Below are 14,790 nucleotides of genomic sequence, written 5' to 3'. Positions count from 1 at the left end.
GCCCTGACAATGCTGCTGGCGTTGTAAATGCTGCGGATCCCTCCTTCGTGTCGGGGGACTGGGTGGGCACTACCGCCATCATATACCCCCATGGGGTATATGGGGAAGGGGCTGGGGAGGCGGGTGCACATGCCCCGGCGCAACACCCCTGGAGGGGTTCGTCGACATACCATCTGGATAAAGCGGAAGACGGATGGTAAAGACAGATCCCGCCCCGAGGCCGGGTGAGGTAGCACCCAGGGTTCCCCCATGGGCTTCGATCAGAGCCCGGGAGATGGTCAAGCCGATACCTGACCCCCCGTTATCCCGGCTGCGAGCGGTGTCCCCGCGGTAGAAACGTTCGAAAATATGCTCAATCTGGCCTTCTGCCATGCCCTCACCGGTGTCAGCGACCTCGATGGCGACAAAATCCTGTCCCTGCTGGCTGGTTCGGACGGTCACCCGGCCACCAGCGGGGGTATGACGAAGTGCGTTGGAGAGCAGGTTGCCCATCACCTGGCCGAACCTTTGCTGATCGAGAACCACCGTGGTCCGTGGCGGAACGGGAATCAGCTGCAGATCCACAGACTTGGCCTGATATGCCTCCCGGACTGCGTTCAGTGAGGTGGAGAGCACCTCTGCCAGGTTCTCTTCCGCCAGCTCGAGAGCAATGCGGTGCTCCTGGACCCGGGAGACCTCATCCATGTCCTCGGTCAACCGGGTCAATCGGCTCAACTGGTCACTGATGACCTTCTGCGTGGCGGTATTCCAGTCGATCACCCCGTCCTGGAGCCCGTCGAGGTAGACCGCGAGTACCGATAATGGTGTGCCCATCTCATGTGCGAGATCCGACAGCATCTGGCGTCGCACCTGTTCGGTCTGCTCCAACCTGGTGGCCATCGTGTTGAAGGCCCGCGCCAACGTGTCTACCTCAGGTCCGGCCTGCCCCACAGGCACCCTGACATGGTAATTCCCATTCGCCATGCCCGCAGCTGCACAGGTAAGATCCCGCAGGGGTGCCCGCAGTCGACGAGACAACACCAGACTGGTCAGCACCGCACAGATCAGTGCGGTGGGCAGAGCGACGGCCAGCGTGATCAGGTTGGCATACCGGTAGGCCTGTTCAGCGTGGAACTGCTCCAGGGACGGATCCTCCAGACCAGCCATGACCAGGTGCTCGTGAAACAGGGGAGGGCCCACCAGGGATGCCACTGCCACTGCCACACTCAAACTGATCGCCACGACCAGTACCTGGGCAGCCAGAAAACGGAACATCAGTCCAGGCCTGTGAGTCATACCTGCCCCAACCGGTACCCCACCCCACGGACGGTGTCGATAAGACCCCTCCCCCGCGCATCGGTACCGAGCTTGCGTCTGAGATTCCCGATATGAACATCAACAATGCGCTCATCACCCACCCAGGTTGTATCCCACACCTCGGTGACCAGCTCCCGACGCGAACAGACCCGGCCGGGACGCAGTGCCAGGGCCAGCAGGAGATCAAATTCAGTAGGCGTGATGTCCACTGCCCCGCCCCCGACGCGGACCGTATGCGCGGAGGGGTCGATGACAAGGTCCCCGATGATCAACGGGGCGTCCGTCCCCGGGCCGGTGACGGTGATGCGGGGGCGGCGCATAACCGCCCGCACCCGGGTGACCAGTTCCCTGATGCCGAAGGGTTTGGTGATGTAATCATCGGCCCCCATGGTCAGACCGGTGATCTTATCCTCCTCACTACCGCGGGCCGTGAGCATGAGGATGTAGCAGTCCGAGAAGGCACGGACCTGACGGCACACCTCAAGACCATCGAGTTCAGGTAATCCAAGGTCGAGGATCACCACATCCGGGGAGAATCTGCGCGCCTCATGGACGGCATCGATCCCGGTGTGTGCCTGAACAGTTTCGAACCCGGCCCGGAGGAGATAGGTCTCAACCATCTGGGCCAGCGGTTTTTCATCATCGACGATGAGCACGCGCCCCGCAGCCAGAGTGTCGGTTGGTGTTTGGACAGCCATGACACCCAGTATCTCCCCCTCGGGGGATGATCCGGGTGTTTCAGACCTCCCACCGGGCAATCTTCATCAACTCTTTAAATATCACCCCGACCACACGCGGTGACTCCCGGTGGTGCACGCAGCCCACCCCGTGACCCGGTGGCCGGAAAAGGACTGCCCACAGGGCGATGCCCCAGTCCGGTTCACACCGGGACAGACCCCGACTCCATGGCGGGGGTGAACGCTGGAGCGTCTCCAATGTCTTCAGTCCGGGACCGACGGTGACCGGGGCCACCCTGGGTCATTCCCCCTCGCTCGGCCAAACCCACAGGCTGAACCTTGACATTTCCTCCACCTGATCCGGGTGTGCTAGAGAAAGAACCAAGAACATCTGTCAATGGCAATCCCCTCCCTCCCTCACGATTCAAGGAACCCCACGTGAAAAGAACAGCGATCATCCTCGCCACCCTCTCCCTCACCCTGGCCGGATGCTCGGCCACGAACCAGGATCCAGCCCCCACAAATGACGCAGCGGACACCACCGCCACAAATGGCACAGCAGCCACCCAGGACCAGTTCCTCGCCAGCCACGGTCTGGCCGACTTGGATGCCTCCCAGATCATCGACCACCTGGATGCACTGCCCGTCGCCGAGCGCCCCACCGATCTGATCGCCTCGGTGCGCACCGATGAACTGGTGTTGAGTGATGACAACCAGGAGCTCGTGCTCGACCTGCCCGAGAATCAGACCTATGTGTCCATCGCCCCCTATCTCACCCAGACACATGACTGCTTCTATCACAGTCTGACCACCTGCCTCGGTGAGCTGGGCAATGAACCGGTCCACGTCACCATCACCGATGAGGCATCCGGGGAGGTCCTGGTCGATGAGCAGGCAACCACCTTCGACAATGGTTTCGTCGGTTTCTGGCTTCCCAGTGAGACCACCGGCACGATCGAGATCACCCACCAGGACCGGACGGGCACGACCGCATTCTCCACCAGCGACGACGGGGCGACCTGCGTGACCGATCTCCGCATGACCTAGCGGTTCCGCCGAACCCGATCGACCCCACAGTTGTCCCCGCAGCATGAGACACAGCATGGACCACAGCATGGTTGGCCAGATTCACGAAACAGGCTTCAGTAGCTAGGCTGTTACCGTGTCCTTCCCAAAGTCCATGACCAAACTCCTGGCATCCACGGTGGCAGCGGGGCTGCTCGGCGCCCTGGCGCTGGTGCCCGTCGCCAGTATCACCGGGGTCGCCTTCGCACGCACGAATGAGACGATGCAGTCCAACCTCGCCGATCTCGAGGATGGACGTGGCCCCGGGGTCACCACCATCACCGATGCCACCGGCGAGCCACTGGCCTACCTGTATTCGCAGCGGCGTTTCGAGGTGACCGGGGATCAGATCTCCCAGCCGATGAAAGATGCCATCGTCTCCATCGAGGACCGTCGGTTCTATGAACATGACGGCGTTGACCTGCAGGGATTCGGTCGCGCGATGCTCACCAACCTGGCCGCGGGTGGAGTGGAACAGGGTGCCTCCACCATCAACCAGCAGTATGTGAAGAATTTCCTCCTGCTGGTTGATGCCGATGATGAGGCCGAGCAGGCTGCCGCCATCGAGACCTCCATCCCCCGCAAGCTGCGTGAGATGCGGATGGCCTCCGATCTGGATGACAAGCTGAGCAAGGATGAGATCCTCACCCGGTATCTCAACATCGTCCCCTTCGGTAACGGGGCCTACGGTGTGGAGGCTGCCGCCCGTACCTATTTCGGGATCTCCGCTGCGGAACTGACTGTCCCGCAGTCGGCGATGCTCGCCGGTATCGTGCAGTCCTCCTCGTATCTCAACCCGTACACCAACCATGACGGGGTCTTCGAGCGGCGCAACACGGTGCTGTCGGCGATGGCGGATACCGGCGCGATCACCCGGGAGGACGCGGCAAATTACCAGCAGCAGCCGCTTGGTGTGTTGGAGACCCCGCAGGGTGAGCCCAACGGGTGCATCGGTGCAGGCGATCGTGGTTTCTTCTGTGATTACGCCCTGAGTTACCTCGCGGAGCAGGGCATCACCCGGGACATGCTGGACAAGGATGCCTACACCATCCAGCTCACCCTGGATCCCGTGGTGCAGGACGCCGCCCGCGCCTCGGTGGTGAACCACACCGACCCCGCCGCCCCGGGTGTGGCCGAGGTGGTCAATGTCATCGAACCCGGTTCCAACTCGCGTGACATCCTGGCCATGGCCTCCTCCCGTAACTACGGGCTCGACCTGGAGGCCGGTGAGACGATCCTCCCGCAGACCAGTTCCCGGGTGGGTAACGGTGCGGGTTCCATCTTCAAGATCTTCACGGCCGGAGTCGCCATCGAGCAGGGCATGGGCCTGGACACCATGCTGGATGTGCCCACCCGCTATGAGGCCAAGGGGCTGGGAACAGGTGGTGCGCAGAACTGCCCACCCAACACCTACTGCGTGGAAAACGCCGGTACCTACAAGCCCCGGATGACTCTGCAGGAGGCGCTTGCCTACTCCCCCAACACCACCTTCATCCAGCTGATCGAGCAGGTCGGTGTGGACAAGGTGGTGGATCTGTCGGTGAAGCTTGGCCTGCGCAGTTACACCGAGGAGGGCAGTTTCGATGGAACCTCCTCCATCGCGGACTACATGAAGAACGCCAACCTGGGTTCCTACACCCTGGGTCCCACCGCCGTGAACCCCCTGGAGCTGTCCAACGTCGCCGCGACCCTGGCATCCGGTGGCGTGTGGTGTGCACCGAACCCGATCGTCTCGGTCCACGACCGTGACGGCAACGAGGTCTACATCGACCGTCCCGAATGCGAACGCGTGATGGATGAGCGGGATGCCGCCGCCCTCACCGTGGGCATGAGCGAGGACATCACCGAGGGAACCGCCGCGGGAGCCGCGAGCATGTACGGCTGGACCCAGCCGATCGCGGCGAAGACCGGTACCACCGAGTCCAACCAGTCATCTGCTTTCCTGGGCTACAACGACAAGTTCGCAGCCGCGCCGTATATCTACAACGACGGCACCACCACCACGCCCCTGTGCAGTTCTCCGGTGCGCCAGTGTGGCTCCGGTGACCTCTACGGTGGTCGGGAGCCTGCCCAGACCTGGTTCCAGCTCGCCAACAATGTCCCGGCGGCACTCGCAGGTTCCATCCCGGACAACTCCAATGATTTCCAGCTGGGGGCGAACGCGGCTTTCATCCGTGAGCTCACCGGGCAGAGCGAAGCCGCCGCGAGGCGTGCAGCGGAGGCCGAAGGCTACCGGGTGACCACGCGGACGGTCCCGGGCAGCGGGCGACCACGCGGCACGGTGGTCGCGGCGCGCCCGGAGGACGGGACGCTTGTCGACGGTGGGACCATCATCCTCGACATCTCCGACGGTTCAAGCCCCACCCCACCACCGGCCACCAGCCCCGACACCACGCAGGATGCACCGGCACCCCGGCCGACAAGCCCCACCACCCCACAGGCACCCACCGTCCAGGATGGCGTGAACGCTATCAACGATGCTCTGAGGCAGTTGCTGGGCAACTAGGAGCCACTATGCGGTGCGGGTGAATTTGATGTGCCAGTCGGTCGGCCCCTCCCGGAGGTACTCAAGCTCGAAGGTCTCTTCGCGGGCCTCAACCTCCTTGAGGAGCGGCAGCGGATTGTGCGGGGCGATGAGGATCATGGCTTCGCCTACGTTGCGGGTGCCGAGCGCGCCGTGAATGGCGCCGTGGCGCACCGCATGCGGAATCTCGGAGGCGTTGAGGGTGGGGATCTGACCGGCCTGGCCGGTTGCGGAGATCGGAAGCTGCATCGTACACATCCTGTCTGTGGGCGGGAACGGGAAATCCGGCCCGATACTTGGGGAACGGATGAGTTAATAGTACGATAAAACCCGTGCAAATAAAGCATCGTTCCCCGTCGCGGACGTGGAACCCGCCACTGGCGCTGCGCTTCGGTTTCCTGATCTTCGCCGGTATCTCCGTGATCACAGGCCTGCTCGCCGGCACGGTCAAGCTCGGTTACCTGCTGGACAGCCCCGCGACCTCCCTGGCCCAGGACCATGGCCCACTCATGGTCTTCGGGTTTGTCGGCGGGGCGATCGGCATCGAACGCGCCGTCGCCGTGCGCACCAGGTGGGCGTGGCTCGGACCGCTGGCGCATGCATTCGGGGTGGTCACCACGCTGTCCGGTTTTCCCCGGCTGGTACCCGGCGCGTTCTTCGCCCTCAGTTTCCTGGTCCTGGGGGCGACCTACCTCAAGGTCCACCGGCGTCAGGCCACCTTCGCGGTGCTGACCCAGGCTGCCGGGGTCATCGGTGGTGTCGCCGCGGCGCTTGTCTGGGCCCTCGGTGCGCCCTTCGCCTATGCGATGCCGTTCGCCGTGGTCTTTACGGTGGCCACCATCATCGGTGAGCGGCTTGAGCTGGCCCGCATCTCCTTCGGCGGCGTTGCGGCGGAAACCACCGTCACGGCGCTCGTCCTGACGCTGACCGCCTCCTCGCTGCTCTTCAGCTTCTCCCCCCAGCTCGGTTTCGCCGTCATGGGCGTGGCTCTGGTGCTCGTCGCCGTGGCCACCGTGCGTGTCGACGTCGCCCGCCACCTGGTCAAATCACGGGGTCTCCCGCAGTTCTCGGCGGTGTGCATGCTGCTCGGTTATCTCTGGCTCATCATCGGCGGTGTCATCTGGGTCGCGTTTGGCTTCACCGAGACCGGCTTCGCCTTCGACGCCGGTGTCCACGCGGTCTTCCTCGGGTTCGTCATCTCGATGATCCTCGCGCATGCGCCGATCATCCTGACCTCCGTCATCCGCTACACGCTGCCCTACCACCCGGTCATGTACGTCGCGGTGGCGCTGCTGCACGCCGGTCTCGCCCTGCGCCTGCTTGCCGACGCCCGCAGCCACACCACGCTCTGGCAGGCCGGGGGGGCTGATCAACGTCACCGCCGTGATCGTCTTCCTGCTCGTGTCCGTTGTCCTCACGGTGCGCCATGCGCGTCGTCGGGCGGCCACCCGGATGGAGGGAGCACGGGTATGAGCACCCTCAGCGTCTCGGATGTCTCGCTGCGTGCGCGGGGTCGGTGGCATGCCACCGCCGGCGCGGTTATCGCGTTCTGGCTCGTCGTCGGTGTCGCGGCGACGCTCGGTTACCGCCTCGGGCGGGGCGTGACCTGGTGGGATGTCATCCACCCGTTCACCATCGGCGCGCTGACCACCGCGATTATCGCCTACTCCACGCATTTCGCCGAAGCCCTCACCCGCACCGTCACCGCCGGCTACCGCGGCGTGGGTCTGCGGGTGGCGATCGTCAACCTCGCCATGCTCGGCCTCCTCATCGACCGCGCCGGTTACGACTGGGGCCCGCTTGCCGACGTCAGCGCCACCGCCGTCATCGCCGTGCTCCTCTGGCAGATCGCGGTCGTCGTCAAGCGCCTGCGCGGCTCCCTGGCCGGCCAGTTCGCCGTCACCGTCCCGTTCTACCTGACGGCGGCGGGTTTTCTCATCGTCGCGATCCTCCTGGCCATCCTGGCCACCCGGGTCGGAAACTACTCCGACCTCATCGCCGCGCATTCACGGGCCACGGTGTGGGGGTTTGCCTGGCTGACGGTCATCGGCACCGTCGTCACGCTGCTCCCCACCCTGGCCGGCTCCCGGATCCCGGATATCGCCCGGCGTCGCTGCACCCGCGCACTGCAGGTCCACGGTGGCGCACTGGGCGCGGCGCTGCTGCTGCATGCGCTCGGGGAGCCCGCGTGGGCCGGGTTGGCGCAGCTGGTGATGGTGCTGGCTGCCCTGCTGGTGGTGCAGCCGGTGATCGGCACGTTGTTTTCCACCGGTGCGACGTGGACGACCGCCACGGTCTCCGTGGTCGCGGGCCTGCTGTGGATGCTCGCCGTGGCCACCGCCGACGCGGTGATCCTCATCGTCGGAGGGGATCCGCGCGCCGGCACCCTGCTGCTGCTCCCGGCGCTGCTCGGCAGTGGCCTGCTGCAACTGGTCACCGGCGTGCTCCACCACCTGCTGCCGACCCTGGTCGGCGGCGGCCCCGGGAAGGTGCGCGTGGCGCGCGCAACCGCGGACCGAGCCGGCGGTGCCCGCCTGACGCTGATCAACCTGGGCGCACTTCTCACCCTGCTCGACGTGACCGGACCCGCCCGTTCAGCCGGTCTCATCCTCATCGGCCTCGGCCTCATCGGGCACGTCATCACCATCACGCGGGCAATCATCACCCAGTACCGAATGGAGAACTAGAACCATGAGCATCCCGATCGGACCCGCCGGCGGCGCCGGCTCGAATCCCGCGCCGAAGAAACCCCTCGGCGGCGACAACGGCGTCGAATGGGCCTCGTGGGTGCTCGTTGGCCTGGCGATCGCCACCGTGGTCATGCTCGCGATCCTCGCCAGCAGTGGCTTCGGTTCCACAGGTCAGACGACGACACAGGCGTCGACAAGCAGCGGACAGACCGTCACCGACGGTGACACGGTCACACACCAGGTGGACATCGAGGGCATGCTTTTCACGCCGAACACGGTCGAGATCCCGGCCGGGTCGACGTTGGTGTTGGAGATCACCAACAACGACTCACAGAACCACGACCTTGCACTCAACGGCATCAACACCGGCCTGATCCCCCCGGGTGAAACCGTCACCCGGGACTTCGGTATCTTCAACGAGTCGACCGCCGGCTGGTGCACCGTCGCCGGTCACAAGGCGATGGGAATGACCTTTGACGTGACGGTCACCGGCACCACCGGAGCCGCCCCGGCGGGCGGAACCAACCCGGCCGCCGTCGACGTACCCGGAGTCGGCGCCCGCAGCGTCGACCACGAGGGCTTCACCCCGGTCAACCCGGTCCTGGCCCCGGCCCCGACCGGTACCGTCCACGAATACAGCTGGGATATCACCGAGGAGGTCCGCCAGGTCGCACCGGGTCATGAGCAGGTGGTCTGGCTTTTCGACGGGCAGGCGCCCGGACCGACCCTGCGCGGCAGACTCGGCGACACCTTCCGCATCACCCTGCACAACAAGGGCACGATGGATCACTCCATCGATTTCCACGCCGGCGAGGTCAACCCGGACACCAACATGGCGCAGACCCCCGTCGGGGAATCCCTGACCTACGAGTTCGTCGCCAACCGCTACGGCATCTGGATGTACCACTGCGCGACCGCCCCCATGAGCCTGCACATCGCCAACGGTATGTTCGGCGCGGTCATCATCGACCCGCCGGCCGACTCCGCGGAGTCCCTCAGTGAAGTCGATGAGGAGTACCTGCTGGTCGCCAGCGAGATGTTCCTCGGCGAAACCGAAATCGGCGCCGACGCCCAGCGCGTCAACGACCGCGACTACGACCTGACGGCGTTCAACTTCTATCCCAACCAGTACGACCTGGCCCCCATTGAGCACAAGGTCGGCGACACCGTGCGGGTGTGGCTGATGAATGTGGGCCCGGACCAGTCGCTGAGTTTCCACGTCGTCGGGGAGGTCTTCGACACCGTCTTCTCCGAGGGTCGCTACCTCATCCGCGACGCGGGGACGCGTGGCACCGGTTCACAGGCCGTGAACGTGTCCGTCGCCCAGGGCGCGTTCATCGAACTGACCTTCAACGCGCCCGGCAACTACGCGTTCGTCAACCACCAGATGACCGACGCGGAGAAGGGCCAGCACGGATTCTTCACCGTCACCGACTAAACAGCTGATCCCTCCTAGGACAGGCGACTCTTCACAGCGGTGGAGAGTCGTTTGCCGTCCACCTGGCCGGCGGCCTTTCCGGTGGCAGCCTTCATGACCTGCCCCATATGTTTCATGGTGACTTCCTCCCCCGTGGCCTGGGAGATCTCGGCGATGCTGTCGTCGATAAGCGCTTCGAGCTCGTCGTCGCTCAGCTGCGCCGGCTGGTAGGCCTCCAGGATGGAGGCCTCCTTCAGCTCGGCGCTGGCCAGTTCCTCACGGCCGTTCTGGGTGTAGATCTCGGCTGATTCGCGACGCTTCTTGATCTCGCGCGCGATGATCCTTAAAACATCCTCATCGGTCAGTTCATGCTTGGCCCCGGTGGTTTCCTCCTGCGTCAGTGCGGAGAGCAGCATACGCAGGGTGCCGGTCGTGTCTTTATCCCGGGCTTTCATGGAGGTGGTCAGGTCTTCACGGATTTTCTTCTTCAGATCACTCATGTTTCCCCAATGTACTCCCCGGGTAGGGTGAATAACGTGCCAACAAATGTTAAAACCTTCGCTAAGACCGCCGGCGGCATTCTCGGGGCCGGCATCGCACTCGGGCTGGGCACCGCTGCCTGGGGTTATTCCGAGCTGACAAAATTTCAGCTCAAGACCCACACACTGCCCCTTCTCGAGCCCGGGACGCTCCGCGGTCAGAAGGAGTTCCGCATTCTCCACGTCTCCGATCTGCACATGATTCCCGGCCAGGACACCAAGAAGGCGTGGGTGTCCGCCCTGGATTCCCTGGAACCCGACCTGGTGATCAACACCGGCGACAACCTCAGTGATGAACGGGCCGTGCCCGATGTCCTCCAGGCCCTGGAGCCGCTGCTCAACCGCCCCGGAATGTTCGTCTTCGGCACCAATGACTACTGGGCACCGCGACTGGTCAACCCCTTCCGGTACCTGCTGCGCATGAAACGCCCACCGAGCTATGTCGACCTCCCGTGGCAGGGCATGCGGGCTGCCTTCATCGAACGTGGCTGGCGGGACGCCAACCAGAAGCGGGTGGAATTCCAGGTCGGTCGGGTCCGGCTCGCCGCAGCGGGTGTCGACGACCCACACCACCACCTCGATGACTACTCCGAGATCGCCGGTGCCCCCAACGTTGATTCCGACCTTGCCATCGCCCTGCTGCACTCCCCTGAACCACGTGTTCTGGAGAAGTTCGAGGCTGATGGGTATCAGATCGCCTTCGCCGGCCACACCCATGGTGGTCAGATCTGCCTCCCCGGTGGTCGCGCCATCGTGACCAATTCCGACATCGACCGCAAACGTGCCTCGGGCCTGCACCGGTTCGGCTCCATGGGGCTGCATGTCTCCAACGGGCTGGGCACCTCCAAATTCGCCCCGGTACGCATCTTCTGCCGCCCCAGCGCAACCCTGCTGAAGATCACCGAGCGGGAAGCATAGATCCTGTCAGTTCTCTGTCAAGCCACCCCACAATCAGATCTCTGAGCTGGCGTTTTGGCCTATACAACTCAGAGGACTAAAGTGGGGCAGGTACCACGGGATATGGCGCAGCTTGGTAGCGCGCCTCGTTCGGGACGAGGAGGTCGCAGGTTCAAATCCTGTTATCCCGACCAATAAACAGGACGGTTTTGGGTTACACGCCAGAATCGTTTGGGAAACTGCTAGACAAGAACGATCCCCGCTGATTTTCAGCGGGGATCGTTCGTTTTTCCTCTTTTCTTGGGGCTTGACAGCTCCTCCAGAGAACTTCGCGGCCCCCTCACGGTGCCGCGCTCCACTTACTGGCATGGCAGATCACCAGCGGTCCACAGGATCGCCGGTGTTCAAATTAAAGTATGCAATTCTTCGCGTTTAGGCTGCGATCTCGCCAGGCATATTGTGCGGAGGTCCATGAGGTTGGCCCACCGACGACGATTCATCAGATGGAAATGGAGGTGTCGTCACCGGCGGCGGCACCGTGAGGTTGGCAGCGACCCGGTGAAGAAACCGCGCGATCAAGGAGAGATTCATGCTGATGACTCCTAGTGCGGTGAACATCCATGCGGCGGTGAAGCCGCGCACTAGACGACGAGTGTGATCACCAATGGAGGAACCCATGCCTCGGCCGTTCTTAAGGAGGTCGTTACGCGTCTCGCTGACGTTGCGGGAGATGCCGAATATCTCCCGCCACTTCGCAGTTCGATATGCCGGTCCGGTCTGACGGTACTTCATCCCCTCACTGTGAGGGATGCTCACCGAGGTCGGATTGTTACAGCACTTACGACGATCCTTTGGCAGCTGGGCCGGGATAACACGGAATAGCCTCTTGTTCTGAGCATCCTCACGCTCTGGCTTTTGAGCGTTCGGACAGTGCACCGTCTTGCCTGATCCCCGTGCGGGACACATGAATGCCATGGACGTACCTGTGTCGTCGGCACCTTTACGGCGCATCGCGTACAAGCGCCGTTCCTCGATACGGTCGTCATAAGTCTCCTGGTCAATTCGGCCAGCCTGCTTATCTTCAGTGGCATGGACGAGGGAATCCGTAATGGCCGGGCAGTACCACCCGCCCTCCACTAATTTCATCGACTCAAACTCATGGGTCTTACCCAGCTTATTCTTCGGATAGTCACCCACCAGCGTGTATCCCGCGCGACGCAGTGGCTTGTGGTAGTTTTCCGTCAACGCATGGGGAAAATAAACTCTGTCGCCGACGATGGTGCCTTTGGGCACGTTGTCGTTACCTATGAGATGCCGAATGGCCTCAAGGGCGCGGACAGCTGGCTGGTGGCCGGGCCTGTCCATGGACATGGCGTGAATCAGATGCGGTTGTTGGTGAGGGCCTTGATCGGTCATCACGCCAGCGACAATGGTGGCTTCGTAACCCCATCGCACCTCGCTCTTGGTTTTTGCCAGTGCTTTCTGAGTGCCCTTATGATCGTCTTCACGCACGTACCACCCTCCTTCGGGGTCGCTGGAGACAAGATCATTTGGACGCAAGTTTTTGCGCGTTCCGCGCTGGGAGCCGGCAATGAACGTACCGTCCACAGCGAGGTCACCGAGCCAGTTGTCGCGGTAGTGCTGTGGCAATTCCTCTATCGACGCAGCAATGAGCCTGTTGAAGAATTCTGTCGCTCTGGCCCAGCACAGTTTCTCGCGATCCTCGTCATGTTTAGCCATGATCGCGTCATATTCCTTCTTGCTGAGCCTGCGCCAATGCGGAATATCACTGAAGGGGTCAATGCAACGGAGCACTCGTTTGAGTGCACGCCATAACCTGTCATACCAGCGCCGATAGGTATTCTCGTAGGCGTCACCGAGAGCGCGCGCCTCATTACGGGCGGGAAGGCCCAGCAGCTCCAGCGCTTTATCGGTGGTGTCAGGATCAGTGAGCAAGCTAGTGCATTGTGTCAGATGCAGCGGGTGGCCGGAGGTGGCCACGATGAGAAAAGTGATGAGTATTGCGCGATCAGACACGATCGCAGGCCGCCCACCCCTGCGGGGGTCATTGCCGTCTTCGGCACGCCATTGCGCCAATAGGTCGCATGCCCCGGCTCGGTCGACAATGGCACCGAAGCGCCTAACCTGTTCCGCATCCAAACGAAAAAGTGGTCGCGGCAACGGTGTGATCGTTGATCCCATGTAGTTCACCTCCTTTCTCCAGCCTGATTAATCTCTCAGGTGTATCGGGGGCTACATGGCCGTTAATGGTGGGTAGTCAGTAAATTCAATGCCGCCTTGCCAGGCGTTGTACTCTTCCCCACTCATCACGCCGGTGGAAATAATGGTGCGCTTATAGGCCCGGTCAAGACCTCGGTTGATGCCGGCGGCGTGGTTAAGAAGTTCGAAGGGAACATGGTGACGGGCATGCCCGATCACCCACGTGTGTCGCAACCGTCTGACAACGGGAGCGCGGCCATAACCAACGGTTTTACTGCGCTCGATGAACTTCCTGACGACCTTGGTTGGTGGTTGCCGCGTAATAGTTCCCCTCTGGGACGCGACGATCGGAGATGAAGCTGTGTGGCCAGGTGGCCTGCAATGGAGAACGTCTGAAAGTACTGCGTCCCAGGGCGTAGTCACGGGGATATAACGACTTCGCGTCCCTGGAGCTCCGCGGGTGAACACGATGATGGCGTGCGCGTGAGCCGTCACGTCGTCGTAGGTGACGCCGGTCATTTCACCGATCGTGATCCCGGCTCCCAGGGCGAGAGCGACGATCGAGGCAGCGCGGCGCTGGGAGTAGGACGTTGGTTGAACGTTGATCCAGTCCACGACGCCACGCAACTCGCGCGTCGTGTATGGCAGAGACTGAGGCGGCTGTCCCAGGCCGTACGGTTCTGGGATCCAGTGATGCGCGGACTCATGATATAGTGAAGAATCATCGCAGCATTCCTTAAGGTGTCGGACCAGCCGGGTAAGCACCCTAAGTTCCTGCTGCAGCGTGGACGGTTTCTTCCAACCCTCGTGAGCATCAATGTAGTTCTGCACCGCCGCGTGATCAGCGATGTACGGTAGCGCTGCCCGCAGTTCAAGTTCGAATCCATAATGCTCGTGAAGCCACGTAATGTACGTCGTGAAATGTGAGTATTGACTCCGCCGGGTATTTTCATTGCCTGCAAGAATGTCATATCTTTTATGGAGCTCGTCGACCATAGTCGTCACCTGCTTCACCTTGTCACGCCGTAAGCGTTGTTGAAATTCGGTACTATTCGGAGGCTGAAGGTGATGGCGAGCACGCCGCGAGATCCCTGGGGCGACATTCCCCGCAATGCCCCTATCCGCAGCCACCCTGCCTGGCCTCATGCTGCGGATATCACTGATCCCGTGATGCTCAAGCTTCAGGACTTCGCCCGGACTATTGAGGAGTTGATCAACTCCGGGGAAGTAGCCAGCAGCGCCGCACTGGCCAGACGCATTCACCGGGACAAGTCCACAATCACGCGCATCATCCGAGGCCAGTTGATTCCAACCGCGACTATCATCGCTGAGATCGAGCAGGCGTGTGGACGAACCCTGTGGCCGGATCATGATGTCCAGCGTTTCGGCGGTCCACCCGCCAGGTAAGGCCCCTGCGCTAGGCGCATCAGAGGCGGGAACCGAGCGAAGATGTGGTGATGCAACA

12 protein-coding genes and 1 tRNA gene are annotated in these 14,790 nt (G+C 62.6%); 7 read left to right on the top strand and 6 right to left on the bottom strand.

Going from position 1 to position 14,790, the window contains the following annotated elements; translation table 11 throughout:
* Nucleotides 1-78: 78 nt before the first annotated feature.
* Nucleotides 79-1,275, bottom strand: a complete 1,197-nt coding sequence (locus CE_RS01645) for a sensor histidine kinase (protein WP_011074908.1) — start codon at nt 1,273-1,275, stop codon at nt 79-81.
* A complete protein-coding gene (locus CE_RS01640; protein ID WP_006770237.1) occupies nt 1,272-1,994 on the bottom strand; it encodes a response regulator transcription factor in 723 nt (240 codons plus the stop codon). The genes CE_RS01645 and CE_RS01640 overlap by 4 nt, the downstream gene beginning before the upstream one ends.
* Nucleotides 1,995-2,411: 417 nt before the next feature.
* Between CE_RS01640 and CE_RS01635 the strand changes: the two genes are divergently transcribed.
* The gene (locus tag CE_RS01635; protein ID WP_006770239.1) at nt 2,412-3,020 is read left to right on the top strand and encodes a CueP family metal-binding protein; all 609 of its coding nucleotides are present in this window, start codon (nt 2,412-2,414) and stop codon (nt 3,018-3,020) included.
* Between the two features lie 133 nt (nt 3,021-3,153).
* Entirely contained in the window at nt 3,154-5,544 is a 2,391-nt protein-coding gene (locus CE_RS01630) for a transglycosylase domain-containing protein (protein WP_006770240.1), read from the top strand.
* 6 nt (nt 5,545-5,550) lie between these two features.
* Here CE_RS01630 and CE_RS01625 read toward each other — a convergent pair whose 3' ends face one another.
* Entirely contained in the window at nt 5,551-5,811 is a 261-nt protein-coding gene (locus CE_RS01625; RefSeq protein WP_006770241.1) for a DUF2249 domain-containing protein, read from the bottom strand.
* Nucleotides 5,812-5,894: 83 nt separating this feature from the next.
* On the opposite strand from CE_RS01625, the gene CE_RS15565 reads away from it, so the two are divergent.
* Together CE_RS15565 and CE_RS01610 are read left to right on the top strand one after the other, a co-directional pair.
* Nucleotides 5,895-8,249 carry a hypothetical protein gene (locus CE_RS15565; RefSeq protein WP_011074904.1) on the top strand — a complete coding sequence of 785 codons (2,355 nt, stop codon included), beginning with the start codon at nt 5,895-5,897 and terminating at the stop codon, nt 8,247-8,249.
* 4 nt (nt 8,250-8,253) lie between these two features.
* On the top strand, nt 8,254-9,690 hold the full coding sequence (locus tag CE_RS01610; RefSeq protein WP_006770244.1) for a multicopper oxidase domain-containing protein: 1,437 nt from the start codon (nt 8,254-8,256) through the stop codon (nt 9,688-9,690).
* A 14-nt stretch (nt 9,691-9,704) separates the two neighbouring features.
* On the opposite strand, the gene CE_RS01605 is transcribed toward CE_RS01610, so the two are convergent.
* A complete protein-coding gene (locus CE_RS01605; protein ID WP_006770245.1) occupies nt 9,705-10,169 on the bottom strand; it encodes a GatB/YqeY domain-containing protein in 465 nt (154 codons plus the stop codon).
* A 9-nt stretch (nt 10,170-10,178) separates the two neighbouring features.
* Between CE_RS01605 and CE_RS01600 the strand changes: the two genes are divergently transcribed.
* Together CE_RS01600 and CE_RS01595 are read left to right on the top strand one after the other, a co-directional pair.
* The gene (locus CE_RS01600) at nt 10,179-11,126 is read left to right on the top strand and encodes a metallophosphoesterase (RefSeq protein WP_006770246.1); all 948 of its coding nucleotides are present in this window, start codon (nt 10,179-10,181) and stop codon (nt 11,124-11,126) included.
* Nucleotides 11,127-11,222: 96 nt separating this feature from the next.
* A tRNA-Pro gene (locus tag CE_RS01595) sits at nt 11,223-11,299 on the top strand.
* A 238-nt stretch (nt 11,300-11,537) separates the two neighbouring features.
* On the opposite strand, the gene CE_RS01590 is transcribed toward CE_RS01595, so the two are convergent.
* Both CE_RS01590 and CE_RS01585 read right to left on the bottom strand, forming a co-directional pair.
* A complete protein-coding gene (locus tag CE_RS01590) occupies nt 11,538-13,307 on the bottom strand; it encodes a hypothetical protein (protein WP_049783601.1) in 1,770 nt (589 codons plus the stop codon).
* Nucleotides 13,308-13,358: 51 nt separating this feature from the next.
* Nucleotides 13,359-14,321 carry a site-specific integrase gene (locus CE_RS01585; protein ID WP_006770248.1) on the bottom strand — a complete coding sequence of 321 codons (963 nt, stop codon included), beginning with the start codon at nt 14,319-14,321 and terminating at the stop codon, nt 13,359-13,361.
* 171 nt (nt 14,322-14,492) lie between these two features.
* On the opposite strand from CE_RS01585, the gene CE_RS01580 reads away from it, so the two are divergent.
* The gene (locus tag CE_RS01580; protein WP_143758393.1) at nt 14,493-14,732 is read left to right on the top strand and encodes a helix-turn-helix transcriptional regulator; all 240 of its coding nucleotides are present in this window, start codon (nt 14,493-14,495) and stop codon (nt 14,730-14,732) included.
* Nucleotides 14,733-14,790: the final 58 nt, after the last annotated feature.

The organism is Corynebacterium efficiens YS-314, from assembly GCF_000011305.1.
Lineage (GTDB): Bacteria > Actinomycetota > Actinomycetes > Mycobacteriales > Mycobacteriaceae > Corynebacterium > Corynebacterium efficiens.
The sequence above is the reverse complement of the archived record's forward strand: the minus strand, read 5'-3'. Positions and strand labels throughout refer to the sequence as shown.